The organism is Salinisphaera hydrothermalis C41B8 (assembly GCF_000732535.1).
Lineage (GTDB): Bacteria > Pseudomonadota > Gammaproteobacteria > Nevskiales > Salinisphaeraceae > Salinisphaera > Salinisphaera hydrothermalis.
The window spans coordinates 1-24,188 of record NZ_APNK01000037.1 but is presented as its reverse complement, the minus strand read 5'-3'; the positions used below and the strand labels follow the sequence as shown (position 1 = coordinate 24,188).

Below are 24,188 nucleotides of genomic sequence, written 5' to 3'. Positions count from 1 at the left end.
TCACCTGCCGGTCTTGCATCCACTCACCTAGAAAGACAGCTACCGGCGTCACGCCGTAATTTTTTCGAACGTCGCGCCTGCGAACCCAGCCCTCTGCCGCCGCAAGCCTTGCAGGCGAATGCTCGAGGTCGGCGTCAAACACGCTATGCCGGAGGATAATAACCAAATATCCGAAGTAACCGGGATTTCCTAACGGGGCCGTTCATAAAAAACATCTATCGACTCGATAGGTCACAGTCGAACTGCACCATCGACGATGAAGCGGTAGAGTAGGTTTCAGGGGGAACGGTTATGAAACATATCGTTGGCGCGGTATCCATTACGTTGGCTGCCTTTGTGTTCGCAGGCCCCGCGGCCGAAGCCGCATCGCCGCCGCCGGTTGAACTGGTTGATGTCTACCAGGGTCACGCCGATCTGTCGCAGTACTGGGTGTCCGAAAAATACGACGGGGTTCGGGGCTACTGGGACGGCCAACGCATGTTGACCCGGGGTGGCTCGGTGATCGCGCTACCGGCCTGGTTCACCGCCGATCTGCCGGACACACCGATGGACGGCGAGCTTTGGGCCGGCTACGGCCGGTTCTCGGATGCGTCAACGCTGGTGCGTACGGCCGGGCCGGACGATCCGCGCTGGCACGAGATCAGCTATCGCATATTCGACCTGCCCGGCCGCACCGACGATTTCAACGACCGCGTACCCGCTATCCGCCGCGTCGTATCTCGAATCGACGATCCCTGGGTGGTCGCGATACGGCAGTTCCATGTCGCCAACGACGAAGCCCTGCGAAGCGCCCTGAAAAAAGTTCTCGCCAAAGGCGGCGAAGGCCTGGTGCTGCACCGGGGCAGCCGCGACTACACGGCGGGGCGGCATGCCGGCCTGCTCAAGGTCAAGCCGTATCAGGACGCCGAAGCCCGTGTGGTCGGCATCCATCCGGGCCATGGTCGCCTGAAGGGCATGATGGGATCGCTGGAAGTTCGTATGCCCGATGGCCGCCAGTTCGCCATCGGCACCGGTTTCAGCGACGATCAGCGGGCCGATCCGCCGCCGATCGGCTCATGGATCACGTTTCGCTATCAGGGCAAAACCGCCACCGGCCTGCCCCGCTTTGCACGCTTTCTCCGTCGCCGCCCGGGCGGCCCACCGCCCGAAGTCACGGCCGAGGGCCGTGTCTCCGGCCCGGCATCCCCAAAAGACGGCGGGTCCGACGACGGCGCCTGAATCGAACGTCAGAGCTTGACGTCGAACCCCTCGAATTCGGCTGGCCCAAGATAGATGTCGCGACGGGCCCCGGCATTCTCGTGCGCCTTACGGAAGGCTTCGCTGCGCGTCCAGGCCTCGAAGGCCTCGCGCGAGTCCCATTCGGAATGGGAGGCAAACAGCGTTTGATCTTCGCTGCTCGCGCCTTGTAGCAGATTGAAGCGCCGGAAGCCCGGCACGCCCTCGAGGTGTGTATCGCGCTGGCGCCAGATTTCGAGAAATTCTTCTTCGCAACCCGGTTTGATACGGAAACGGTTCATGGCGATGAACATGACGACTCGGGGATGGAGGAAATCAAGGCCCGATTCTAGCCGGGCCTGACCGGTTCCTGCAGCCCACCGTATTCGGTGCGCTGCAGCCGGGTACAATTACGACTTTAGTCGCAACCCGTAGCAGCCATCGCGTGATCCTGCGCATCTTCGAAACCATCGTGCCCGTGTTCGGCGTCATCGGCATCGGCTATTTCTATGGCCGGCGTTTCGCACCGAACATGCGCGCCGCCAACGGTCTGAACATCACGGTGTTCACGCCGGCGCTGATCTTCTATGCGCTGACCGAGCAGTCGGGGCGTCATCTGGATCTCGGGCTGGCGGCGCTGGGCGCCGTGGTGGTGGTCTTCGGGGCCGGGGCGCTGGGCTGGCTCTGGGTCTGGGCCACCGGGCGCCGCGCCGCGGTCTATGTCCCGCCGATCATGTTCCCCAACTGCGGCAACCTCGGCCTGCCGGTCGCGCATCTGGCGTTCGGCAACGAGGGCCTCGCGCTGATGGTCGTTTTGATGGTGGTGGAAAACACGCTGCAGTTCACCGTGGGACTCTGGCTATTGGGCGAGCGCGTTTCGCCCCGGGCACTCGCCCGCAACCCCATGCTGGTCGCCACCGCGGCCGGGATGATCTGCATGGCGATGGGCTGGCAGGCGCCGGCCATGATCGAACCGGCAATCAAGATGCTCGGCGACGTCTCGATTCCACTCATGCTGATCAGTCTGGGCGTTCGCCTGTCGGGAGGTACGCAAGGCCAGTGGAGCGCCGGGTTGATCGGTGGCTTGGCCGCCCCGGTTGCCGGGCTGGCAGTCGCGATTCCGTTCGTGTGGATCGCTCAGCCTGGCCAGACGCTGGCAGCGCTGATCATCATCTTCGGCGTGATGCCACCGGCGGTACTCAACTACATGCTGGCCGAGATGTACGACGTGGAGCCCCAGCACGTGGCGGCAATCGTGGCCGTCGGCCACGTCATCGCCCTGATCGCGCTGCCGTTGACCTTGGCCTTTGTCTTGTAGGCCCTATATATAGCGCACTATCAATTTTTTAGGGATTTCCCCATGCCGTTCGTCAATATCGCCATCCTCGAAGGCCATGACCGCGACTACGCGCAAGCCGTGGCCGATTCGGTCAACGAGGCCGCCATCACCGCGCTCGATTTTCCGGCCGATGACCGCTATCAACTGATTCAGGAATACGCGCCGCACGCGCTGCAGCTCCAGACCCGCACCGCGGATCGCGTGATGCTGCACTTGGTGCTGCGCTCGGGCAAGACCGACGAGCAGAAGAAAGCGTTCTATCGCCGGGTTACCGAGAATCTCGCAGCCCGGCCGGGTATCGATCCGCACAACGTCATGATCACCATGACGGAGAACAACGACATCGACTGGTCGTTTGCCGACGGCAAAGCGAGTTTCCTCGAAGGCTGAAGAGATCGCGGCCACAAAAAAGCCGGCGCGCAGCCGGCTTTTTTGTGTCTGGCAACAGGATATTCGCTATCAGCGATTGCGCGCGTGGATAAAGGTCCAGTAGCCAAAGGCATTCACCGGCACCGACTCGACCACGTCGAGATCGGCCATGGCCAGGAAATCGTCGATCGGGAACGACGGCCGGAACCCCACCAGCTTGGATAATGGCGATGCCAGCCGCTCGAGCTTGGCCATCGGCCCTTTCTGGCTGAAGTGGTTGACGATGAAAATCTCGCCACCCGGCTTGCAGACGCGCTTCATTTCCTCAACCAGCTTTTTCGGATCCGGCGCGACCGAGACCACATACATGGCCACGACCTTGTCGAAGCTGGCATCCGGGTATTCCGTCGCCTGCCCGTCCATCACCTGTAGCGTGATGCGATCGGCGTTGCCGTTCACACGCTGGCGGGCATGTTCGAGCATGTCCGGGGATACGTCGATGCCAACCACTTCCACGCCATCCGGATAATGCTCGAGCGACAGGCCGGTACCGACGCCGACTTCCAGCACGCGATCGCCGGCCTGGCAATTCATTTTATGCACCGCCACTTGGCGACCCTGTTCGAACACGGGGCCGAAGAATCGGTCGTACGTACTGGACAGACGACGATAAGCGGTAACGACGGAACGTTCATCCATGGCGTGGTATGACCCGGGTTGCTTGACGAGGATGATCGAAAGCGCGTGGAGAATACGCCGATCTGCTGTCGGATACAAAAATTAGACCGTCGGACCGATACCGCCACACCCGCGCCATAACCATACGGCGCGGGCATCGCTATAGGGTCAGCGTTTGGCCCGGAGCCTGTCGCAAACTGCTCCGGGCCTTGCAGGCGCTACCCCTGATCGCGCTTCCAGTTGATCAGACCGCCCGCGCGCAGAATATCGATCTGACGCTCGGATAGCGCGTGCTTGCACTCGATCTTACCACCGTCCTCGGTCTCGATTTCGACCGTGTCGCCAGAGGCGAGTGCGTCATGCAGACCGCTGATCTTGAGCTTGGAACCCTGTTCCAGCTTGTCCAGATCGTCACCGTTGGCAAACGTCAGCGGCAGCACGCCGAAGTTGACCAGATTGGACCAGTGGATACGCGCGTAGTCCTTGGCGAGCACGGCACGAAGGCCGAGGTAGCGCGGCGCGATCGCGGCATGTTCGCGCGAGCTGCCCTGCCCGTAGTTGGAGCCACCGATGATCGCGTGGTCGCCCGTCTTCTTGGCACGATCGGGATATTCCTCGTCGACCACGTCGTAGACGAAGTTCGCGATCTCCGGAATATTCGAGCGATACGGCAGAACCTCGGCGCCCGCGCGCATGATCTCGTCGGTAGAAATATCGTCGCCGACCTTGAGCAGAATCGGCAGCTCGAATTCGTCGGGGATGCCGTCGAAATCCGGTAGCGACTGGATATTCGGCCCCTTGACCAGATCGACCTTGCGCGCCTCGTCGAGCGGCAGCGGGTCCTCGAGCATGTGGTCGTTGATCACCGGGTCTTCTGGATTGCTCACACGGGGATAATCGAAATCGAGCGTGCGCGGATCGGTGATCTTGCCCATCAGGGCACTGGCCACGGCGGTCTCCGGCGAACACAGGAACACCGAATCCTCGGGTGTACCCGAACGACCCGGGAAGTTGCGCGGCGTCGTGCGCAGGCTGTTGCGGCCATAGGCGGGCGCCTGTCCCATGCCGATGCAACCGTTACAGCCGGCCTGATGGATGCGCGCCCCGGAGGCGATCAGCTGGCCCAGGCGATCATCGCGTGCCAGTGTCTGAAGCATGGCGCGCGAGGAAGGATTCACGTCGAAGGAGACGTCCTTGGATACGGTCCGTCCACGCACCATTTCCGCGGCTATCGCAAAATCCCGATAACCCGGATTGGCGGAGGAGCCGATATAAGCCTGGTAGAGCTCGTCGCCGGCCAGCTCTTCGACTGTCACCACGTTACCGGGCGACGTCGGCTTGGCGATCAAGGGCACCAGCTCGGACAGATCGATCTCGTCATGCTCGTCGTACTCGCAGCCGTCGTCGGCGAGCAATGCTTCGTACTCGTCCTCGCGCCCCTGCGATTTCAGGAACCGCTTGATTTCGTCGTCGGCCGGAAACACGGTTGTGGTTGCCCCGAGTTCCGCTCCCATATTGGCGATCACGTGCCGATCCATCGCTTCGAGGTTATCCAGCCCGGGCCCGTAATATTCGATGATCTTGCCGACGCCGCCGGAGACACCGTGCCGACGCAGCATCTCCAGGATGACGTCCTTGGCCGACACCCAGTCCGGCAGCTTGCCGGTCAGCTTGATGCCGAACACCTTGGGCATCTTGGTATAGAACGGCTCGCCCGCCATCGCCATGGCGACCTCCAGCCCGCCCGCACCGATGGCCAACATCCCCATGGAACCGCCGGCCGGCGTATGACTGTCGGACCCCAGCAGGGTCTTGCCCGGCCGACCGAAACGCTCCATGTGTACGGCATGGGAGATGCCGTTGCCCGGCCGCGAGTAATAAGCGCCGAAGCGCTCACAGGCCGACTGCAGGAACAGATGATCGTCGGGGTTCTTGTTGTCTTCCTGAATCAGGTTGTGATCAACATACTGCGCCGAGACCTCGGTCTTGACCCGGTCCAGCTCCATCGCCTCAAGCTCGAGCATGACCAGCGTACCGGTCGCATCCTGGGTGAGGGTCTGGTCGATCTTGAGGGCGATCTCCGAGCCCGGGGTCATTTCACCGTCGACGAGATGCGATTCGATGAGTTTCTGCGCGACGTTTTGTGCCATGTCGGCCTCCATGAGTGCGTTACCCACACTCTAGCCCTCCCCCTAGCCCCGTACCAAGCCGTACAGGTGGGACCGAAACCATTGATTTCGCGCTAGTTGATAATGATTCTCATTACATTGAACGGTTTTATGCGGCTTTCGGCCCGGGGCCTCGCCATGGACGTGACTTTTGGTCTATTTTGAGCCCGCTCAATCGAGGCACGGGGAATCGGCAGCCGCACACCGCTCGGCCGATTTCCCTGTAAATTACATCGAATTGCCCACCCGGTTCCGCATCGCGACGCCCGGTTGTGGGCGTAGGATGGATACGAGTTATGGACCCTGCAGCGCAACACGCCGTCGTCATCTGGCCGTTGATTCTTTTTGCGGCGGCCGCTCTCGGGCTCGTGGGCCTGATGCTTGGCATGTCCTACATGCTGGGTGGGCGCCATAATGAACGCCTCGGCAACCAGCCCTATGAATCGGGCATCAAGCCGACGGGCAGCGCCCGGATGCGTTTTTCGTCCAAGTTCTATCTGGTGGCGATCATCTTCGTGTTGTTCGATCTCGAAGTGGTATTCATCTTCTCTTGGGCGATCGCCGCGCCTCAGCTCGGCTGGTCCGGCTACGAGGCTTTCATCAGTTTCCTGTTCGACCTCACGCTAGGCCTGGCCTACGCATGGCGCATTGGTGCCCTGGACTGGGCGCCCAAAGCGCCGCGCCAGTTCCGGCTGCATGCGATCGAAAGCAATCAACGCCGCAACCTGCCGAGCGAACAAGGCTAGGCAGGTATTTCGAACGGCCCCATTTGACTCAAACGGTAACGAGCCATGTCTTGGTCTCTCACCAGCGCTGATAGCAACCCGACTCCCGGTTCCGGCACGCCCGGCGACCACGGCGGCACCGTCGAGGACGCCATGGCCCGCAATGTCGTCACGGCCAAATTGGACGACCTGGTGGCCTGGGGGCGCAAAAACTCTCTGTGGCCCTTCAACTTTGGCCTGTCGTGCTGCTACGTCGAGATGGCCACGGCGCTGACCGCGCCTCACGACATGGCCCGATTCGGTTCCGAAGTGATTCGTGCCACGCCGCGTCAATCCGACGTGATGATCGTGGCCGGCACCTGCTTTCTGAAGATGGCCCCGGTCATCCAGCGTCTCTACGAGCAGATGATGGAACCGCGCTGGGTCATTTCAATGGGCTCGTGCGCGAACTCCGGCGGCATGTACGACATCTATTCGGTGGTTCAGGGCGTCGATAAGTTCATCCCGGTGGACGTCTATGTATCGGGCTGCCCGCCGCGGCCGGAGGCGTTTCTCGAAGGCCTGCTCCTGCTGCAGGACTCGATCACCGTGGAAAAACGGCCGCTGTCGTGGATGATCGGGCCGCAGGGCGTGACCAAGGCGCCCAAGCTTTCCCAGCGTGACAGCAAGCGCGCGGACCGCCTGTCGGCGACCACGCTGCGCACCCCCGACGAAGTCTAAGGGCCTTTCGGATGCTTGATACCGTAGACATTCAGCGTCAGCTGACCGAGCGTTTCGGCGAGAACACGCTCATTCCGCAGATCACGGCCGACGGCACGCCGACGTTCTGGGTCGGCCGCGATCGCGTGCTCGATGTGCTGAAATATCTCCGCCAGGATTCGGCCCCGGCGTACCGCATGCTCTACGATCTGACCGCGATCGACGAGCGTCCGCGGCAGTTCCGCAACGGCCAGCCGGCGTCCGACTTCACCGTCGTGTACCACCTGCTGTCGCTGTCGCCGGTCGCCGAGATTCGCATCAAGGTTGCCCTGTCCGAGTCGGACCTGCACACGCCGAGCGCTACCGGTATCTGGCCCAACGCCAACTGGTACGAGCGCGAAGTCTGGGACATGTTCGGCGTGACCTTCGACGGCCATCCGAACCTGCGCCGCATCCTCATGCCGCCGACCTGGAAGGGCCACCCCCTACGCAAGGATCACGCGGCCCGTGCGACCGAGTTCGAGCCGCTCCATCTCGACCCCAAGCGCCAGGACATCGAGGAAGACGCCCTGCAGTTCAAGCCCGAAGACTGGGGCATGCAGCGCGAATCCGAGGACAACGAGTTCATGTTCCTCAACATGGGCCCGAACCATCCCTCGGTGCACGGCGTATTCCGTATCGCGCTGCAGCTCGACGGTGAAGAAATCGTCGGCGCGGTACCCGATATCGGCTACCACCATCGTGGCGCCGAGAAAATGGCCGAGCGTCAGTCCTGGCATACCTATATCCCTTATACGGACCGGATCGACTATCTGGGCGGCGTGATGAACGAGCTGCCCTACGTGATGAACGTCGAGAAGGTGCTGGGCATCGAGGTGCCCGAGCGGGTCAAGGTCGCCCGCGTGATGCTGTCGGAATTCTTCCGCATCACCAGCCACCTCATGTTCTTCGGCACCTATGTCCAGGACATCGGCGCGATGAGCCCGATCTTCTGGATGTTCTCGGACCGCCAGAAGGCCTATGACGTCATCGAAGCCATCACCGGCTTCCGTATGCACCCCGCCTTCTTCCGTATCGGCGGGCTGTCGATGGACCTGCCCAAGGGCTGGGATCGCCTGGTCAAGGAATTCCTCGACTGGTTCCCGCCGCGTTTGGCCGAATACAAAAAGGCCATGGCACGCAACAGCATGCTGGTCGAGCGCTCCAAGCATATCGGCGCCTACTCTCAGGACGAGGCGATCGACTGGGGCATCACCGGCCCCGGCCTGCGCGCCACCGGCTTCGACTTCGACTTGCGTCGTGATCGCCCGTACTCGGGCTACGAGAACTTCGAATTCGAAGTGCCGACCGGCGCCAACGGCGATTGCCTCGATCGACTTGACGTACGCATCGAGGAAATGTTCCAGAGCTGCCGCATCATCGAGCAGTGCATGAAGAACATGCCCGAGGGCCCGTACAAGGCCAATCATCCGCTGGCTACGCCGCCCACCAAGGAGCGCACGATGCACGACATCGAGACGCTCATCGCTCACTTCCTCACGGTGAGCTGGGGCCCGGTCGTGCCGGCGATGGAATCCTCGACGATGATCGAGGCCACCAAGGGCCTGAATAGTTATTACTCCATTTCCGACAAGAACACGATGAGCTATCGCACGCGTATCCGTACGCCGAGCTTCGCCCACTTGCAGCAGATTCCGTTGATCTCGCAGGGCGGCCTGGTCGCGGACCTGGTCGCGATCATCGGTTCTATCGATTTCGTTATGGCGGACGTCGACCGATGATTGAACTGAGTGAAGCCGAAATCGAGGCCATCCACCACGAGATGAGCCTGTACGAGGACCCGGGTGCGGCCACGATCGAGGCGTTGAAGGTCGTGCAGGAGCATCGCGGCTGGGTGTCCGACGAAGCCATGGCGGCGGCAGCCAAGGTCGTGGGTGTGACGCCGACCCAGATGGAAGCGGTCGCCACGTTCTACAACCTGATCTTCCGCCAGCCCGTCGGCCGGCACGTGATCATGCTGTGCGACTCGATCTCATGCTATCTGACCGGCTATGAGGAAGTGCGCGACCACCTCAAATCGAGCCTGGGAATCGACTTCGGCCAGACCACCGAGGACGGCCGTTTCACCCTGCTGCCGATCTGCTGCCTGGGCGATTGCGATAAAGGCCCGTCCATGCGCGTGGGCGAGACCTACCACAGCCATCTCACGCCCGAGCGGGTCGATGAGATTCTGGCGGAGTACGAGTAATGGAAGAGACGAAGGTACTGACCCAGCGCATTCGTCCCGACCGTTCGCCGGTCTGGATCGACGATTACATGGATCTGGGCGGCTACGAGGCGCTCAAGACCGCCTTGGCCGACTATGGTCCGACCGAGGTCGGCCCGTTGATCAAGGAAGCGGGACTGCGCGGCCGCGGCGGTGCGGGCTTCCCCACCGGCGTGAAATGGTCGTTCATGCCCCGCTTCGAAGATCGCCCCGACGAGCGCCCGGCGCACGTCTATCTCGTGGTCAACGCCGACGAGATGGAGCCCGGCACGTTCAAGGACCGCCTGATCATGGAAGGCGATCCGCATCAGCTGATCGAAGGCATGATCATTGCCTCCTACGCGATCGGTGCGGACACTGCCTATGTGTTCCTGCGCGGCGAATACACCGAATGTCGGCGTCGCCTGCAGCAGGCGATCGACGAGGCGCACGAAAAAGGCTTCCTCGGCGAGAACATCCTGGATTCGGGCTTTTCGCTGAACCTGCATCTGCACATGAGTGCCGGCCGTTATATCTGCGGCGAGGAATCGGCCTTGTTGTCGGCTCTTGAAGGCCGCCGCGCCGTACCGCGCCACAAGCCGCCCTTCCCGGCGGCCTCCGGCCTGTTCGGGCAACCGACGACGGTCAATAACGTCGAGACCATCTGCAATGTGCCGCACATCGTTAAAAACGGTGCCGAGTGGTACAAGAGCCTCGGCCTGAACAAGGACGGCGGCACCAAGCTGTTCGGCGCCTCCGGCCACGTCGCCAAACCTGGCCTGGCCGAGTTCCCGCTGGGCGTGAAGCTCGGCGACGTGCTGGAGCATTTTGGTGGCATCCGCAACGGTCGCAAGCTCAAGGGCCTGCTGCCCGGCGGCGGCTCCACCCCGTTCCTGACCCCGGACCATCTCGACACGCCGATGGACTACGACGGCGTCGGCGCCGTCGGCTCGCGTCTGGGCACGGCCACCATGATCGTGTTCGACGACCAGACGCCCATCGTCGGCGTGCTGAAGAATCTCGAACACTTCTACGCCCAGGAGTCCTGCGGCTGGTGCACGCCGTGCCGCGACGGTCTGCCCTGGGTCGAGAAGATGCTGGTCAACTTGGAAGCAGGCAAGGGCCAGCCGGGCGATATCGAGCTGCTCGATCTACACGTCAAGCTGCTCGGCCCCGGCAAGACCTTCTGTGCCCACGCGCCCGGCGCGATGGGCCCGCTCGAGGCCGGTCTCAAGTATTACCGCGACGAACTGTCTGCGCTGATCCCCGACGATGCATCCAATCTGTCGCGGACCCAGGCGGCGAACGCGAATCCTCTTTAAATAGCGCACGGTTAAGCCATGGCAACGATTACGATCGACGGTAAGGAATTCGACGTCGACGACACCGAAAACCTGCTGGCCGTCGCCCTGTCGAAGGGCTTCGACCTGCCCTATTTCTGTTGGCACCCCGAGCTGCACAGCGTCGGCGCCTGCCGTCAGTGCGCGGTCAAGTCGTATCGCAACGACGAGGACGACAAGGGCATGCTGGTCATGGCCTGCATGACGCCCTGCTCGGACGGCGGCCGGTTCGAAATCGATGATGAAGAAGCGGCCGAAATGCGTCGTCAGGTCATCGAATGGCTGATGACCAACCACCCGCACGACTGCCCGGTCTGCGAGGAAGGCGGCGAGTGTCATCTGCAAGATATGACCCTGATGGCGGGCCATACCCAGCGTCGCTACCGCGGGCCCAAGCGGACCCACAAGAATCAGGATCTCGGCCCGTTCATCAATCACGAGATGAACCGCTGCATCGCCTGCTATCGCTGCGTGCGCTACTACCGCGACTATGCCGACGGCGACGATTTGCGCGCGCTCGGTTCGCATAACAACGTTTATTTCGGTCGCGAGTCCGACGGCGCGTTCGACAACGAGTTCTCGGGCAATCTGGTGGAGGTCTGCCCCACCGGCGTGTTCACCGACAAGACGCTCGGCGCGCACTACAACCGCAAGTGGGACATGCAGAACGCTCCGGGCATCTGCAATCACTGCTCGCTGGGCTGCAACACCAGCCCCGGTTCGCGTCAGGGCGTGCTCAAGCGCATCCAGAACCGTTATCACGGCGAGATCAATCACTACTTCCTGTGCGACCGCGGCCGCTTCGGCGCCGGCTTCGTCAATCGCGACGACCGCCCGCGTCAGCCCCTGGTGCGCAATGCGGACGGCGTACTCGAGCCGCGCGAAATGGATGTCATGCGCGACACCATGGAAGAGGTTTTCGCGCAGGCCAACGGCGTGGTCGGCGTCGGCTCCCCGCGCGCTTCGCTGGAAGATAACTTTGCTCTGCGCCACCTGGTCGGCGCCGACAACTTCACCAACGGCATGGCACCAGCCGATTCGGCTGCCAGCGTGGCCGCGCGCGATGCCATCGCCGCCAACGCGGATCGCCTGGCCACCCTGCGCGAAGTCGAGTCCTGCGACGCCGTGCTGATTCTCGGCGAAGACGTCACCCAGACCGCGCCGCGCCTGGCTCTGTCGCTGCGCCAGTCGCGCCGCAACAAGCATCTGGAGCACGCGGCCGCCAACAAGATCCCGAAATGGCACGCCCGTGCGGTGCGTGACATCGGGCAGTACAACAACAGCCCGATCTTCTCGGCCACCACGTCGGCGACCCGACTGGACGATATCGTGATGACGCCGCAGCGCCTGCGCCCGGCCGCCATCGCCGAGCTCGGCTTCGCCGTCGCCCACGCGCTGGACAACACCGCGCCCAAGGTCGAGCAGCTCGACGCCGACACCCAGGCGCTGGTCGATGCCATTGCGGAAACGCTCAAGGGCGCGAAGAAGCCGCTGATCGTCGCCGGCACCAGCCTCGGCGATCCGGCCATCCTCAAGGCCGCCGCCAACGCCACCAAGGCGCTCGCCGCGGCCAACGAGGCGACCCGCCTGTTCGTCACCCTGGCCGAGGCCAACAGCCTGGGCATGGCGATGATGGAAGAGCGCGATATCGATCACGCGCTCACCGCCGTCGAGGACGGTTCCGCGGACACCCTGGTGGTGATGCAGAACTGCCTGTACGAACGCGCGCCGAAGGCCCGGGTGGACGCGGTCATCAAGAAAGCCAAGAACGTCGTGGTGCTGGATCACAGCATGACCCGCACCGTGGGCGAAGCCACTCACGTGCTGCCCTCCGGCAGCTTTGCCGAATCCGACGGCACCCTGGTCAACAACGAAGGCCGTGCGCAGCGCTTCTTCCAGCTCTTTATCCCCGATGCGCCGATGCAGGAAGGCTGGCGCTGGGCGGCGGATCTGGCCGAAGTGGCCGGCAACAAGCCGGAATGGCTCGGTATGGACGATCTGATCAAGACCATCGTCGCCGATTGCCCGCAGTTCGCCGGCATCGAGGACGCGGCGCCCAGCCAGAGCTTCCGCAAGTTCGGCATGCGCTTCCCGCGCAGCCCGCATCGCTTCTCGGGCCGTACCGCGATGTACGCCAATGTGGACGTGCGCGAGCGCCGCCCCGAAGTGGATCCGGACTCGCCGCTGGCGTACTCGATGGAAGGTTATTACGGCGAGCAGCAGCCGCCGTCGACCATCGCTTACGCCTGGAGCCCCGGCTGGGATTCCAACCAGGCGGCCATCACCCGCTTCCAGGATGAGGTGGGCGGTCATCTCAAGGGCGGCGACCCGGGCATCCGACTGTTCGCCGCACCGGGCGCTGCCGCTGAGTTCTGGGCGGCCGAAGTGACCGCCGTCGACGGCTGGCAGGCGGTGCCCGTGTATCACATCTTCGGCAGCGAATCGCAGTCGGCCCGTGCGCCGGCCATCGCCGAGCGCATGCCGAAGCCGGAATACCGCGTCAACGCCGAGGCCGCCAAGGCCCTGGGCGTGACGGCCGGTGATTCGTTCGAACTGGCCGTGAACGGCGAAACGCATGCGTTCCCGCTGGCCATCGATCCCAGCCTGCCCGATCGGACCATCGGCGTGCCGGTCGGCATGCACGGGGTCTGTGGTCTGCGTCTGCCCGTGGAAGTGAAACCATGATCTTCGGTATCTCCGAGCACGAAATCCTGTCGATCGTCGTCACGGCGATCCTGACGATCGTCACCCTCATGGGTTCGGTCATCATGGCGGCCCTGATGATCCCGATCGAGCGCCGATTGCTCGGCCTCTGGCAGGATCGTTACGGGCCGAACCGCGTGGGCCCGTTCGGCTCGCTGCAGGTCGTCGCGGACATGATCAAGATCTTCTTCAAGGAAGACTGGATCCCGCCCTTCGCCGACAAGGCCGTGTTCGTGATCGCTCCGGCGATCATCATGTTCACCACGCTGATGGCGTTCGCGGTGATTCCGTTCACCGAGTCCTGGACCATCGCCAACCTCAACGTCGGCATTCTGTTCCTGCTGGCCATGAGTTCGCTGGGCGTGTACTCGGTAATCTTTGCCGGCTGGTCATCCGACAACAAATACGCGCTGCTGGGCTCGATGCGCACGGCCGCTCAGATGATCTCCTACGAGGTCTTCATGGGCCTGTCGCTGCTGGGCGTCGTCCTGCTGGCCGGCAGCTTCAACCTCGGCGACATCGTCGAATCGCAGCGCGGCATGTGGAACGTGATTCCGCAATTCCCGGCGTTCGTGATCTTCTTCATCGCCGGCTGTGCGGAAATCCATCGCGCGCCGTTCGACCTGCCGGAAGCCGAGCAGGAACTCACCGCCGGCTATCACACCGAATATTCGGGCATGAAGTTCGGCATGTTCTTCGTGGGCGAATATCTGGGCATCGTGCTGATCTCCTGCCTGGTCACGACGCTGTTCTTCGGCGGCTGGCTGGGCCCGTGGCTGCCCGGTTTCGTCTGGTTCTTCCTTAAGGCCTTCTTCTTCATGTGCTTCTTCATCCTGCTGCGGGCGGCCACTGTGCGCCCGCGCTATGACCAGCTCATGGCCTTCGGCTGGAAGGTGCTGCTGCCGATCGCCCTGCTCAACGTGGCGATCACGGGCGCGATCGTCGTCGCCCAGAGCTAGTGAGAGGCCGGCGCTGAAGCGCCGGTTGAACAACGTGTTTGCAACGAGTCGTTTATGAAAAACGCCGCACAGAACGCCTTCTCCGCCACGTCGAGCGTGCTCCGCACGATCGGCATGACTTTCATGCACTCCTTCCGTAAGCGGGACACGATCCTGTACCCGGAAGAAAAGCCCTATCTGCCGCCGCGCTATCGTGGCCGCATCGTGCTCACCCGCGATCCCGACGGCGCCGAACGCTGCGTGGCCTGCAACCTGTGCTCGGTGGCCTGCCCGGTCGACTGCATCAGTGTGGTCAAGACCGAGGACGAAACCGGTCGCTGGTACCCGGAAACGTTCCGAATCAACTTCTCGCGCTGCATCTATTGCGGCTACTGCGAGGATGCCTGCCCGACCTACGCGATCCAGCTGACCCCGGATTTCGAGATGGGCGAGTTCGACCGCCAGAACATGGTCTACGAGAAGTCCGATCTGCTGATTTCCGGCGTCGGCAAACGCCCCGGCTACAACTTCTACCGCGTGGCCGGCATGTCGGTCGGCGGCAAGGACAAGGGCCAGGCCGAGAACGAGGCCGAGCCGGTCGACATCAAGACCCTGCTCCCCTAAGAGAGGCTGCCGTGGAAACGACTTTCTTCATCGCCGGTATCGTCGCCCTCGCCGCGACACTCCGCACGATCACCTGCGCGAACCCCGTGCACGCTCTGCTCTACCTGATCACGTCGCTGCTGGCGGTCGCGATCGACTTCTACGCTCTGGGCGCGGCGTTCGCGGCCACGCTCGAGGTCGTGGTCTATGCCGGCGCCGTGATGGTGCTGTTCGTGTTCGTGGTCATGATGCTCAATCTCAACCAGGAGACGGTCACGCGCGAACGCCACTGGCTGCGGCCCAAGCTGTGGGTTGGCCCCTCGGTGTTCGCCGCGATCCTGCTGATCGCCATGGTCTGGTCGATGACCGTCGGTGGCGCCATCGGCGGTATCGAAGGCACGCCGCTGTCGGCCAATGCCGTCGGCATGGCCCTGTTCGGCCCCTACGTGCTGGTGGTCGAACTCGCGGCCTTCCTGTTGCTGGCCGCGCTGGTCGTGGCCATCCATATCGGCCGCGACGAGCGTAACGAAGCCCGCTGGAAAGCCGAGCACGGCGAGCGCGAGACCACCCAGGCAGGGGAACAACAATGACGGGACTTCCCATTCAATACGGCATGGGGCTGGCGGCCCTGCTGTTCATTGCCGGCCTGACCGGGCTGGTGGTTCGGCGCAACACGCTGTTCATCCTCATGTCGCTGGAAATCATGCTCAATGCCGCGGGCCTGGCATTCATCGTCGCCGGCGCCCACTGGCAGGCCGCTGATGGCAACGCGATGTTCATTCTGATCATCGCTCTGGCGGGCGCCGAGGCATCCATCGGCCTGGGCCTGCTGCTTCAGCTTCACAAGCGTTTCCGCACGATCGACATCGACGCAGCCAGCGAGATGCACGGATGAGTCTTCTAGTTCTGACCCTGATCTTTCCCCTGGCCGGCGCCATCGCGCTGAGCCTGTTCCCGCGTATGGCCGACAACGCGGCCCGGACCATCGGCGCCGCCTCGGTGGGCCTGGCTGCTGTGGTCACTGCGCTGGTCATGGTGTTCTGGGGCGCCAACGGCGGTTATCCCTTTGTACAGACGTTGTGGCAGTGGATCGCCGTCGGCGATTTCCACGTCAACTTCGGCCTGTACCTGGATGGCCTGTCCATCACCATGATGGGCGTGATCACCGGCGTCGGCTTCCTGATCCACCTGTTCGCGGCGTGGTACATGGTGCATGACCTGGAAGGCTCGCCCGGCATGGCGCGGTTCTTCGCCTACATGAACCTGTTCATCGTCGCCATGCTGCTGCTGGTGCTCGGTGACAACCTGCTGCTGCTGTATCTGGGCTGGGAAGGCGTCGGTCTGTGCAGTTATCTGCTGATCGGCTACTACTACCAGACCCCCGCCAATGCCTGGGCCGCGTTCAAGGCATTCATCATCACGCGCATCGGCGACGTGTTTCTGGCGATCGGCTTGTTCCTGCTGTACACCGTGTTCGGCACCCTGAACATTCAGACGCTGCTGCACCAAGCACCCCAGGTCTGGGCACAAGGCGATGCGATGGCCAACGTCGCGGCGTTGCTGATCTTGCTCGGCGCCTGCGGCAAGTCCGCGCAGCTGCCATTGCAGACGTGGCTGGCCGACGCCATGGCCGGTCCGACGCCGGTCTCGGCCCTGATCCACGCCGCCACGATGGTCACCGCGGGCGTGTATCTCATCGCCCGCATGCACGGTATTTTCGAGATCGCCCCGGCGATCCAGGAGCTGGTGGGCGTGATCGGCGGCGTGACGCTGCTCATCGCCGGCCTGGCCGCCACCGCGCAGACCGATATCAAGCGCGTGATCGCCTACTCGACCATGAGCCAGATCGGCTACATGTTCCTGGCGCTCGGCGTGGGCGCCTGGCAGGCGGCCATCTTCCACCTGATGATCCATGCGTTCTTCAAGTCGTTGCTGTTCCTGACCGCGGGCTCGGTCATCATCGCCTGCCATCACGAGCAGAACATCTTCAAGATGGGCGGTCTGCGCAAGACGCTGAAGCTGGATTACTGGCTCATGATCATCGGCGGCTCGGCTCTGTCGGCCCTGCCGCTCGTGACCGCCGGCTTCTACTCGAAGGATGCGATCCTGTGGGACGCGGTCGCCAACGGCCACGGCGTGCTGTGGCTGTTCGGCCTGATCGGCGCGTTCATCACCTCGATCTACACCTTCCGCATGATCTTCATCGTCTTCCACGGCGAAGAGAAGACGCATGCGCACGCCGGCCACGGCATCCCGCACCACGTGCCGCTGATCATCCTGGCCGTGCTATCGACCTTCGTCGGCGCCATGATCCATCAGCCGCTGGACGGCGTGCTGCCCTCCGGCGCGGTGGAAGGCCACTTCTGGATCGAGCTGGTGTTCGAAGTCATTTCGAGCGTGGTCGCCCTGGTCGGTCTCGGCATGGCCGCCGCGCTGTTCCTCGGCAAGCGTCAGCTGATCGCGCAGGCGACCCAGGACGGCCCGGGCCGCAATACCTGGCTGTTCTTTAACAGCGCGCTGGGCTTTGACTGGCTGTACGACAAGGTCTTCGTGCAGCCGTTCCTGTTCGTCGCGCGCGGCCACCGTCGCGACTGGATCGAGACCATCGTGAACGTAGTGCCCGGGCTGGCTTCGGCCGGTAACTCGGGTCTGTCGGCGGTCCAGTCGGGTCGACTGCGCTGGTACGCCATGGTCATGTTTGCCGGTGCGGCCGTGCTGCTGGCCGTATTGATGTTCGGATAAGAAGGCGATTCGATGCTCCTTTGCTGGCTATTATTCATCCCCTTCGTCGGCGGCGCGCTGTGCTGGCTCGTCGGCCGTGGCAATTCCGAAGGCGCCGCACCGCGCTGGATCGCGTTCGCGACCATGGCACTGGTGTTTATCCCGGCGCTGTGGCTGTGGGCCACCGGTGATTTCTCGCTGGCCGGTCTGGGCGGTCACACGCCGCACTGGCAGCGCGAGATCAGCGTGCCGTGGATCCCGGCGTTCGGCATCGATTTCCATCTGGCGATCGACGGCCTGTCGGTGATCATGGTACTGCTGGCCAGCCTGCTTGGCATGCTGGCGGTGGCCTGCTCCTGGTCGCAGGTGCGCGAGCGCGTCGGCACGTTCCACATGAACCTCATGTGGACCCTCGGCGGCGTGATCGGCATCTTCCTGGCGATCGATCTGTTCCTGTATTTCTTCTTCTGGGAACTGATGCTGATTCCGATGTACTTCCTGATCGCGCTCTGGGGTCACGGCGAGTTCGACCGTAGCTCGCACGTCCGCGCGGCAGTGAAGTTCTTCATCTACACCCAGGCCAGCGGCCTGCTGATGCTGGCGTCGATCATCGGCGTGGTGTTCGTGCACTATGCCCAGACCGGCACGCTGACCTTCGACTACAACGCCCTGCTCAACACCCAGCTCGGCGGCGCCTTCGGCATGGTGCTCATGCTTGGTTTCTTCGTCGCCTTCGCGGTGAAGCTGCCGGCAGTGCCCTTCCACGGCTGGCTGGCCGACGCCCAGGCCAACTCGCCCTCCTCGGGCGCGGTCGACCTGTCCGGCATTCTGGTCAAGACGGCGGCCTACGGCTTCCTGCGGCTGGCCCTGCCGCTGTTCCCCGAGTCGTCCGCGGCGTTCGCCCCGATCGCGATGGCACTCGGCGTGATCAGCATCTATTACGGCGCGGTCATGGCCTTTGCCCAGACCGACATGAAGCGCCTGATCTCGTACTCGAGCATCTCGCACATGGGCTTCGTACTGGTCGGCCTGTATGCCGGTACGCTGCTCTCGCTACAGGGCGTGATGATTCAGGTGGTCGCCTCGGCCGTTTCGACCGCGGCGCTGTTCATCCTCGCCGGCCAGCTCTACGAACGCATGGGCACGCGTGACATGCGTCAGCTCGGCGGTCTGTTCGGCCGGCTCGGCGCCCTGCCCGGCTTCGCGCTGATCTTCGTCGTCGCCTCGCTCGGCATGCCGGCCACCGCCAACTTCGTCGGCGAGTTCCTGATCCTGTTCGGCGCCTTCGGCGCGTGGCCCTGGGTTGTGGTCATCGCCTCGGGCGGCATGATTCTCGCCGCCGTATACGCGCTGTACCTGATGCACCGGGTGTACTGGGGCACGCCCTCGGGCGAGGACACCATCGCGCGCATGAGTGCTCGCGAGTACACCATCATGATGACGCTGGTCGTGGTCACGCTGATCGTCGGTCTGTTTCCGCAGACCGTGCTGTCGGTCTCGCAGACCACCATGACCGAAGTCTCCCACTGGTTCGCCACGGGGCTGGCCGCCTCTTCGGCAAGTTAAGCGATAGCTGACATGAACGACACCTGGAACCAACTGGTCGCGGTGCTGCCGCCGATTTTCGTCTGCCTAGCAGTCATCGTCGTGATGGCCGCCATCGCCTACAAGCGCAGCCACGCATCGGCTGCCGGCATTACGATGGTCGGCCTCAATCTGGCGCTGGTCTCGCTGCTGGCAGTGCTGACGGTCACGCCGATCCAAGTCACGCCGTTATTCGTCATCGACGATTACGCCGTGTTCTTCTGGGCGGTGATACTGGTCGCGGCACTCGCCACTTGTACCTACGCCGGTGCCTACTTCAAGGGGCTCGACGACAACCGCGAGGAGTTCTATCTGCTTGTGGCCTCGTCGGTGCTCGGCGCGATGGCACTCGTAGCGAGCCGCCACTTCGCCTCGCTGTTCATGGGCCTGGAACTGCTTTCGGTGCCGTTGTACGGCATGATCGCTTATACCTATCGCGAGCGGCAGTCGCTCGAGGCCGGTTTCAAGTACATGGTCCTGTCGGGTGCGGCCTCTTCATTCCTGCTGTTCGGTATGGCCCTGCTCTACGCGGCCTCCGGCCATCTGGACTACGAAGGCCTCGCCGCGGCAGCCCAACTCGGCGGCGCCGGTCATGCCTGGGTGCTGATGGGCCTGGGCATGATCCTGGTCGCCCTGACCTTCAAGCTGTCACTCGTGCCGTTCCATGTCTGGACGCCCGACGTCTACGAAGGCGCCCCGGCTCCGGTCTCCACCTTCCTGGCCACCGTCAGCAAGACCGCCGTCTTCGCCCTGCTGATGCGGTTCTTCTTCCTGTCGCCTGTCGCTCAGGACGGCTGGCTGCTGACCCTCCTGGGCGTGATCGCGTTCCTGTCGATGTTCGCCGGCAATCTGCTGGCCCTGCGCCAGACCAATATCAAGCGTCTGCTGGGCTATTCATCGATCGCCCATATCGGCTATCTGCTGACCGCGATCGTCGCCGGCATCCCGCTGTCGATCGAAGCCACCGGCGTGTATCTGGCGACCTATGTCGGCACCACGCTGGGCGCCTTCGGCGTGGTCTCGCTGGTGTCGAGCCCGTTCGCCGGCCGCGACGCCGCGCACATGGATCATTATCGGGGACTGTACTGGAAGCGCCCCGTACTGGCCGTGTCGATGGCCATCATGATGCTGTCGCTTGCCGGGATCCCGCTGACGATGGGCTTCATCGGGAAATTCTATATCCTGTCGGTCGCCGTAGCCGCCGGCTTGTGGTGGCTGGTCGCCGGCATCATCATCGGCAGCGGCATCGGCCTGTTCTACTACCTGCGCGTCATGGCGCTGCTGTTCATGGAGCGTCCGACCGACGCCCGCGAACCGTCAGCCGCCGGCTTCGGCCAGACCGCTGGTACCGTCGTGATCTGGCTGCTGGCAGCGGTCACCATCATCGTCGGTATCTATCCAACGTGGCTGATCGATATCGTCGGCGCCTCGAGCATCGCCGGTATCGGCTGATACGCGGACCTATCGATGCGCATGAAAAAGCCCGCGAAATGCGGGCTTTTTTTGGTTCATCGCGGATTAGCGGGGCCATGATTCCGACGAGTCACGGCTGTTCAGGCATGGATAGATACGACTAAGCCATTCACTGGATCAGCACCGCCGACCTCGCACTCGAAAAGTCTAGCCTGCGGGTCTTCGCCGGTCTTTGGTTTCGCGCTGCAGCGCGAGTCACTTCTCTTGCTTGCTCGGCAGATGTAACCAAGAGAAGATCACCCGGCGCGGCGCCGGCTTCGCCGGTTCACGGCGAGGTGTAGTGCCGGCGGATGCGTCCATCTCGTCGATGACACTGGCGCATCGCTTTGGCGATGCTCAGACAAGCTGACCGCACCGGCGACGTGCGCCGTGCACCCGCCAGCACCACGCCTCGCCGTCGCCGCACAACAGGACGGGAATACAGCCACGGCGCATCAGGGCTTGGCGTACTTCATAAACCATGGCATGGCAGCCGATCTAACCATCCAGCTATGGCCATGATCCGTTGTTACATCGGCCCCGCTAATCTGCGAAGAGCCCATTTTTGACTGCCGATCATGGCCGGCAAGCCGTTCCGCTCAGATTCGAACGACCGCCCCCGGGTTGAGGCGGTTATGCGGATCGAGCGCGGCCTTGACCGCCCGGAGCATGTCGATCTCGACCGCCGGCTTGAGCCGTACGATCTCGTCGACCTTCAAGCGCCCGACCCCGTGCTCGGCGGCGATGGAACCGCGCATGGCCGCGACCCGATCGTGAACCAGGCGATGCAGGTCGGCCTCGTGACGTCGGAACTCCGCGTCTTCCATCGCGACCGGCCGAGTCAGGTTGAAGTGCAGATTGCCGTCACCTACATGGCCGAAGATGCACGGCCTGATATCGGGCACAGCCGCGTGTAGGCGCGGCGTCATGTCAGCGATGAACGCCGGCAGCTTCGATACCGGCAGCGAAATATCGTGCTTGATCGAGGCCCCGGCCGCGGTCTGGGCCGGCGGGATCGACGTCCGCAGGCGCCAAAGAGCCGCCATCGTCTCCGGCGTTTTGCCGAGGACGTGATCGACGAGCAGCCCTTCCTCAGCGGCATCCTGCAATGTGTCTTCGCAGGTTGCCGCGAGCCAGTCGCCGGGCGCGGAGATGGCCACATCGACCAGCAGATACCAGTCGGCACGCGTGGCAAACGGCACCACGCAGTCGGCCGAATAATCACAGGCCAGTTCGAGCGCCTGGGCCGAGATCAGTTCGCAGCCGACCACGTGTTGGCCGGTACGGCGTCGCAGACGGGCCGCCAGGCTCACGCCTGCCGCCACATCCGCCAGCGCGCAGAACGCCACGGCGCGTTGCTGCGGCGGGTCCGCCAGCTCCAGCACGGCAGCTGTCATGATGCCAAGCGTGCCTTCGGAGCCCACAAACAGATCGTTCAGATCGTAGCCGCTGTTGTCCTTGCGCAGCCCGGTGAGATTGTCCCAGACGCGCCCATCCGCCAGCACGACTTCCAGGCCCAGCACGCGGTCGCGCGTGTTGCCGTAATGCACCACATTGAGCCCGCCCGCGTTGGTCGCCAGGTTGCCGCCAATACGACACCGCTCGCTCGATGCCAGCTGAATCGGCAGATAGAAGCCGGCAGCCTCGGCCGCGCGTTGGGCGTCAGCCAACGTGCAGCCGGCTTCGACCGTCATCGTCGCGTTGTCGGCGTCGACCTCGCGAATCCGGTCCAGGCGTTCCAGATTAAGAATCACCTGCCGCCGCGGGTCATCGGCCGCCGAGCCGCCCACGGTGCCGGTATTGCCGGACTGCGGCACGATCGCCGCATCGAAGCGGGCGGCCACGGTCAAGATGCGCGCGACTTCGTCGACATCGGCCGGGCGCACGATCGCCGCTGCTTGCGGTGTAAATGCGCCGCGCCATTCCGTGAGATAGCGTACGGCACTTTCGCCTTCGACTATCACCTGATCACCGCCGACCACGTCGGCCAGCGCATCGACCAATGTTGGATTCATTCGTCAGTGTCCTAGCAGATCCTTGAGTGCAGCCTCGAGTTCGCTGTACTCGAAGCTGTAACCGGCGGCTTCCAGCCCGCGCGGGACCGCGCGTTGGCCGGTCAGCAACAGGTGCGCCATCTCGCCGACCACCAGCTTCAATGCCGGTGCCGGCATCCATGCGAAGGACGGGCGATGCAGCACGCTCGCAAGCGTGTCAGTGAATACACGATTGGTCACCGGATTCGGCGCCGTCAGATTATAAGGGCCCTCGCAGGCGGTCTCGCGCATGAGAAAACGAATGGCGCCGACTTCGTCACGGATATGTATCCACGGCATGTACTGGCGCCCGGTGCCGAAATGCCCGCCCAAGCCGAATTTGAACGGCGTAATCATCTGCGCAAGCGCGCCCTCCCCGGCGCCCAGAACGATGCCGGTACGAATCAGGCAGACCCGTACGCCGTGTTCGTCGCGCGCTCGCACCGCCTCGGCCTCCCAGTCCGCACACAGCTGCGACTGGAATTCATCGCCGGCCGGCTCGCTTTCATCCAGCACGTCGCCGCCGCGCGCGCCGTAGAAACCGACCGCCGAACCGCTGATCAGCACTTCGGGCTTCGTTTCGCAGGCCGCGATGAACGCCACCAGATCGCGCGTAATCGAAAGCCGGCTTTCGCGCATCTCGCGCTTGCGGGCCTCGGTCCAGCGCCCTGCTCCGAGGTTCTCACCGGCCAGATTGATCAACACCTTCGGCGGCGTCGCGTCCGCCAACGACTCGATCGGCACTGCGCTAGCCGGTAGCACTTCGCGCGCCTTGGTCGCGTCGCGCGTCAGCACTTCCACCCGCCAGTCATCAGCCAGCAAATCGGGGATGAGATGTCGCCCAATGAAGCCGGTGCCGCCGGTAATGAGTACGTTATTCATGGCCCACTGCTCCTACGCGAGCGCCATTGGCGCCGTCATCGCGAATTGTTGTGATAACGCTTGCATTGTGCGGCCCAACACGGGTCTAATGACAGGCGCGCGGCAGTAGCTCAGTTGGTAGAGCGCGACCCTCCCACGGTCGACCGATACGCCGCCTAACGCTTTGACATTACTAGCGAAACGGTTGGTTTTAGCCTTCCCCAAATTCGCTAATACTGCAACGTAAAATCAATCAGTTAAAAACTGATATCCCACACGCATCCGGCGATCACCCGCTTGCCCTACTGCTCTAGATGCGCCTCCGAATAGCGCCTCGGCTGATAGGTTCAAATCGACGATCATAAACTGCGTGCGCCGAGCAACGGCCCGAATTGTCTAATGCACCCGGACAAGTCCACAGGCTTTCCAATCCGTCCGTTGGAACGGGGTAAGGTAATCCCCCCAGAAAAGAGCGCGGGTCATAAGTGGAATTTTCTCGTACCCTGAACCGAGGA

Annotated in this window: 21 protein-coding genes; 16 read left to right on the top strand and 5 right to left on the bottom strand. The window is 63.2% G+C overall.

What is annotated here, in order from left to right:
• Nucleotides 1–291: 291 nt before the first annotated feature.
• Nucleotides 292–1,218 (top strand): DNA ligase, encoded by a 927-nt coding sequence (locus C41B8_RS16345; protein WP_084189143.1) that lies wholly within the window; start codon nt 292–294, stop codon nt 1,216–1,218.
• 8 nt (nt 1,219–1,226) lie between these two features.
• On the opposite strand, the gene C41B8_RS16340 is transcribed toward C41B8_RS16345, so the two are convergent.
• The gene (locus C41B8_RS16340; RefSeq protein ID WP_037340629.1) at nt 1,227–1,529 is read right to left on the bottom strand and encodes an antibiotic biosynthesis monooxygenase family protein; all 303 of its coding nucleotides are present in this window, start codon (nt 1,527–1,529) and stop codon (nt 1,227–1,229) included.
• Nucleotides 1,530–1,660: 131 nt separating this feature from the next.
• On the opposite strand from C41B8_RS16340, the gene C41B8_RS16335 reads away from it, so the two are divergent.
• Both C41B8_RS16335 and C41B8_RS16330 read left to right on the top strand, forming a co-directional pair.
• Nucleotides 1,661–2,533: an AEC family transporter gene (locus tag C41B8_RS16335; protein ID WP_037340626.1), complete on the top strand. Its 873-nt coding sequence runs from the start codon at nt 1,661–1,663 to the stop codon at nt 2,531–2,533.
• Between the two features lie 42 nt (nt 2,534–2,575).
• Nucleotides 2,576–2,944: a tautomerase family protein gene (locus C41B8_RS16330; RefSeq protein WP_037340624.1), complete on the top strand. Its 369-nt coding sequence runs from the start codon at nt 2,576–2,578 to the stop codon at nt 2,942–2,944.
• Nucleotides 2,945–3,013: 69 nt separating this feature from the next.
• On the opposite strand, the gene C41B8_RS16325 is transcribed toward C41B8_RS16330, so the two are convergent.
• Complete coding sequence (locus tag C41B8_RS16325; protein ID WP_037340622.1) at nt 3,014–3,622, bottom strand: class I SAM-dependent methyltransferase; 609 nt, start codon at nt 3,620–3,622, stop codon at nt 3,014–3,016.
• A gap of 197 nt (nt 3,623–3,819) precedes the next feature.
• On the bottom strand, nt 3,820–5,751 hold the full coding sequence (locus C41B8_RS16320) for an aconitate hydratase (protein WP_037340662.1): 1,932 nt from the start codon (nt 5,749–5,751) through the stop codon (nt 3,820–3,822).
• Nucleotides 5,752–6,065: 314 nt separating this feature from the next.
• Here C41B8_RS16320 and C41B8_RS16315 point away from each other — a divergent pair, with 314 nt between their 5' ends.
• From C41B8_RS16315 to nuoN, 13 genes are read left to right on the top strand one after another with little or no spacing between them, the layout of a single operon-like run.
• Nucleotides 6,066–6,515, top strand: a complete 450-nt coding sequence (locus C41B8_RS16315) for an NADH-quinone oxidoreductase subunit A (RefSeq protein ID WP_051883683.1) — start codon at nt 6,066–6,068, stop codon at nt 6,513–6,515.
• Nucleotides 6,516–6,560: 45 nt separating this feature from the next.
• On the top strand, nt 6,561–7,214 hold the full coding sequence (locus C41B8_RS16310; RefSeq protein WP_037340620.1) for a NuoB/complex I 20 kDa subunit family protein: 654 nt from the start codon (nt 6,561–6,563) through the stop codon (nt 7,212–7,214).
• A gap of 11 nt (nt 7,215–7,225) precedes the next feature.
• Nucleotides 7,226–8,974: an NADH-quinone oxidoreductase subunit C/D gene (gene nuoC, locus C41B8_RS16305; protein ID WP_051883682.1), complete on the top strand. Its 1,749-nt coding sequence runs from the start codon at nt 7,226–7,228 to the stop codon at nt 8,972–8,974.
• Complete coding sequence (nuoE, locus tag C41B8_RS16300; RefSeq protein WP_037340617.1) at nt 8,971–9,441, top strand: NADH-quinone oxidoreductase subunit NuoE; 471 nt, start codon at nt 8,971–8,973, stop codon at nt 9,439–9,441. Before nuoC ends, nuoE begins: the two co-directional genes overlap by 4 nt.
• The gene (nuoF, locus tag C41B8_RS16295) at nt 9,441–10,760 is read left to right on the top strand and encodes an NADH-quinone oxidoreductase subunit NuoF (RefSeq protein ID WP_037340615.1); all 1,320 of its coding nucleotides are present in this window, start codon (nt 9,441–9,443) and stop codon (nt 10,758–10,760) included. Before nuoE ends, nuoF begins: the two co-directional genes overlap by 1 nt.
• Before the next feature lie 18 nt (nt 10,761–10,778).
• Entirely contained in the window at nt 10,779–13,463 is a 2,685-nt protein-coding gene (nuoG, locus tag C41B8_RS16290; protein WP_037340613.1) for an NADH-quinone oxidoreductase subunit NuoG, read from the top strand.
• Entirely contained in the window at nt 13,460–14,440 is a 981-nt protein-coding gene (nuoH, locus tag C41B8_RS16285) for an NADH-quinone oxidoreductase subunit NuoH (protein ID WP_037340611.1), read from the top strand. Before nuoG ends, nuoH begins: the two co-directional genes overlap by 4 nt.
• A 54-nt stretch (nt 14,441–14,494) precedes the next feature.
• Nucleotides 14,495–15,043, top strand: a complete 549-nt coding sequence (gene nuoI / locus C41B8_RS16280) for an NADH-quinone oxidoreductase subunit NuoI (protein ID WP_037340608.1) — start codon at nt 14,495–14,497, stop codon at nt 15,041–15,043.
• Nucleotides 15,044–15,054: 11 nt separating this feature from the next.
• The gene (gene nuoJ, locus C41B8_RS16275) at nt 15,055–15,612 is read left to right on the top strand and encodes an NADH-quinone oxidoreductase subunit J (RefSeq protein WP_037340606.1); all 558 of its coding nucleotides are present in this window, start codon (nt 15,055–15,057) and stop codon (nt 15,610–15,612) included.
• Nucleotides 15,609–15,917 carry an NADH-quinone oxidoreductase subunit NuoK gene (gene nuoK, locus C41B8_RS16270; RefSeq protein ID WP_037340603.1) on the top strand — a complete coding sequence of 103 codons (309 nt, stop codon included), beginning with the start codon at nt 15,609–15,611 and terminating at the stop codon, nt 15,915–15,917. The genes nuoJ and nuoK overlap by 4 nt, the downstream gene beginning before the upstream one ends.
• On the top strand, nt 15,914–17,764 hold the full coding sequence (gene nuoL / locus C41B8_RS16265; RefSeq protein ID WP_037340601.1) for an NADH-quinone oxidoreductase subunit L: 1,851 nt from the start codon (nt 15,914–15,916) through the stop codon (nt 17,762–17,764). Before nuoK ends, nuoL begins: the two co-directional genes overlap by 4 nt.
• 12 nt (nt 17,765–17,776) lie before the next feature.
• The gene (nuoM, locus tag C41B8_RS16260; protein ID WP_037340597.1) at nt 17,777–19,309 is read left to right on the top strand and encodes an NADH-quinone oxidoreductase subunit M; all 1,533 of its coding nucleotides are present in this window, start codon (nt 17,777–17,779) and stop codon (nt 19,307–19,309) included.
• Nucleotides 19,310–19,321: 12 nt separating this feature from the next.
• Nucleotides 19,322–20,779, top strand: coding sequence for an NADH-quinone oxidoreductase subunit NuoN (gene nuoN / locus C41B8_RS16255; RefSeq protein ID WP_037340595.1), 1,458 nt, complete (start codon nt 19,322–19,324; stop codon nt 20,777–20,779).
• A gap of 599 nt (nt 20,780–21,378) precedes the next feature.
• On the opposite strand, the gene C41B8_RS16250 is transcribed toward nuoN, so the two are convergent.
• Both C41B8_RS16250 and C41B8_RS16245 read right to left on the bottom strand, forming a co-directional pair.
• The gene (locus C41B8_RS16250; RefSeq protein ID WP_037340592.1) at nt 21,379–22,794 is read right to left on the bottom strand and encodes an FAD-binding oxidoreductase; all 1,416 of its coding nucleotides are present in this window, start codon (nt 22,792–22,794) and stop codon (nt 21,379–21,381) included.
• A 3-nt stretch (nt 22,795–22,797) separates the two neighbouring features.
• A complete protein-coding gene (locus C41B8_RS16245; RefSeq protein WP_037340589.1) occupies nt 22,798–23,694 on the bottom strand; it encodes a TIGR01777 family oxidoreductase in 897 nt (298 codons plus the stop codon).
• Nucleotides 23,695–24,188 lie beyond the last annotated feature (494 nt).

Bases quoted from the DNA above. Each gene is read 5' to 3' on its own strand.
- C41B8_RS16345 (WP_084189143.1), top strand. From the start codon at position 292: ATGAAACATATCGTTGGCGCGGTATCCATTACGTTGGCTGCCTTTGTG.
- C41B8_RS16340 (WP_037340629.1), bottom strand. From the start codon at position 1,529: ATGTTCATCGCCATGAACCGTTTCCGTATCAAACCGGGTTGCGAAGAA.
- C41B8_RS16330 (WP_037340624.1), top strand. From the start codon at position 2,576: ATGCCGTTCGTCAATATCGCCATCCTCGAAGGCCATGACCGCGACTAC.
- C41B8_RS16325 (WP_037340622.1), bottom strand. From the start codon at position 3,622: ATGGATGAACGTTCCGTCGTTACCGCTTATCGTCGTCTGTCCAGTACG.
- C41B8_RS16320 (WP_037340662.1), bottom strand. From the start codon at position 5,751: ATGGCACAAAACGTCGCGCAGAAACTCATCGAATCGCATCTCGTCGAC.
- C41B8_RS16315 (WP_051883683.1), top strand. From the start codon at position 6,066: ATGGACCCTGCAGCGCAACACGCCGTCGTCATCTGGCCGTTGATTCTT.
- C41B8_RS16310 (WP_037340620.1), top strand. From the start codon at position 6,561: ATGTCTTGGTCTCTCACCAGCGCTGATAGCAACCCGACTCCCGGTTCC.
- nuoC (WP_051883682.1), top strand. From the start codon at position 7,226: ATGCTTGATACCGTAGACATTCAGCGTCAGCTGACCGAGCGTTTCGGC.
- nuoE (WP_037340617.1), top strand. From the start codon at position 8,971: ATGATTGAACTGAGTGAAGCCGAAATCGAGGCCATCCACCACGAGATG.
- nuoF (WP_037340615.1), top strand. From the start codon at position 9,441: ATGGAAGAGACGAAGGTACTGACCCAGCGCATTCGTCCCGACCGTTCG.
- nuoG (WP_037340613.1), top strand. From the start codon at position 10,779: ATGGCAACGATTACGATCGACGGTAAGGAATTCGACGTCGACGACACC.
- nuoH (WP_037340611.1), top strand. From the start codon at position 13,460: ATGATCTTCGGTATCTCCGAGCACGAAATCCTGTCGATCGTCGTCACG.
- nuoI (WP_037340608.1), top strand. From the start codon at position 14,495: ATGAAAAACGCCGCACAGAACGCCTTCTCCGCCACGTCGAGCGTGCTC.
- nuoK (WP_037340603.1), top strand. From the start codon at position 15,609: ATGACGGGACTTCCCATTCAATACGGCATGGGGCTGGCGGCCCTGCTG.
- nuoL (WP_037340601.1), top strand. From the start codon at position 15,914: ATGAGTCTTCTAGTTCTGACCCTGATCTTTCCCCTGGCCGGCGCCATC.
- nuoM (WP_037340597.1), top strand. From the start codon at position 17,777: ATGCTCCTTTGCTGGCTATTATTCATCCCCTTCGTCGGCGGCGCGCTG.
- nuoN (WP_037340595.1), top strand. From the start codon at position 19,322: ATGAACGACACCTGGAACCAACTGGTCGCGGTGCTGCCGCCGATTTTC.
- C41B8_RS16250 (WP_037340592.1), bottom strand. From the start codon at position 22,794: ATGAATCCAACATTGGTCGATGCGCTGGCCGACGTGGTCGGCGGTGAT.
- C41B8_RS16245 (WP_037340589.1), bottom strand. From the start codon at position 23,694: ATGAATAACGTACTCATTACCGGCGGCACCGGCTTCATTGGGCGACAT.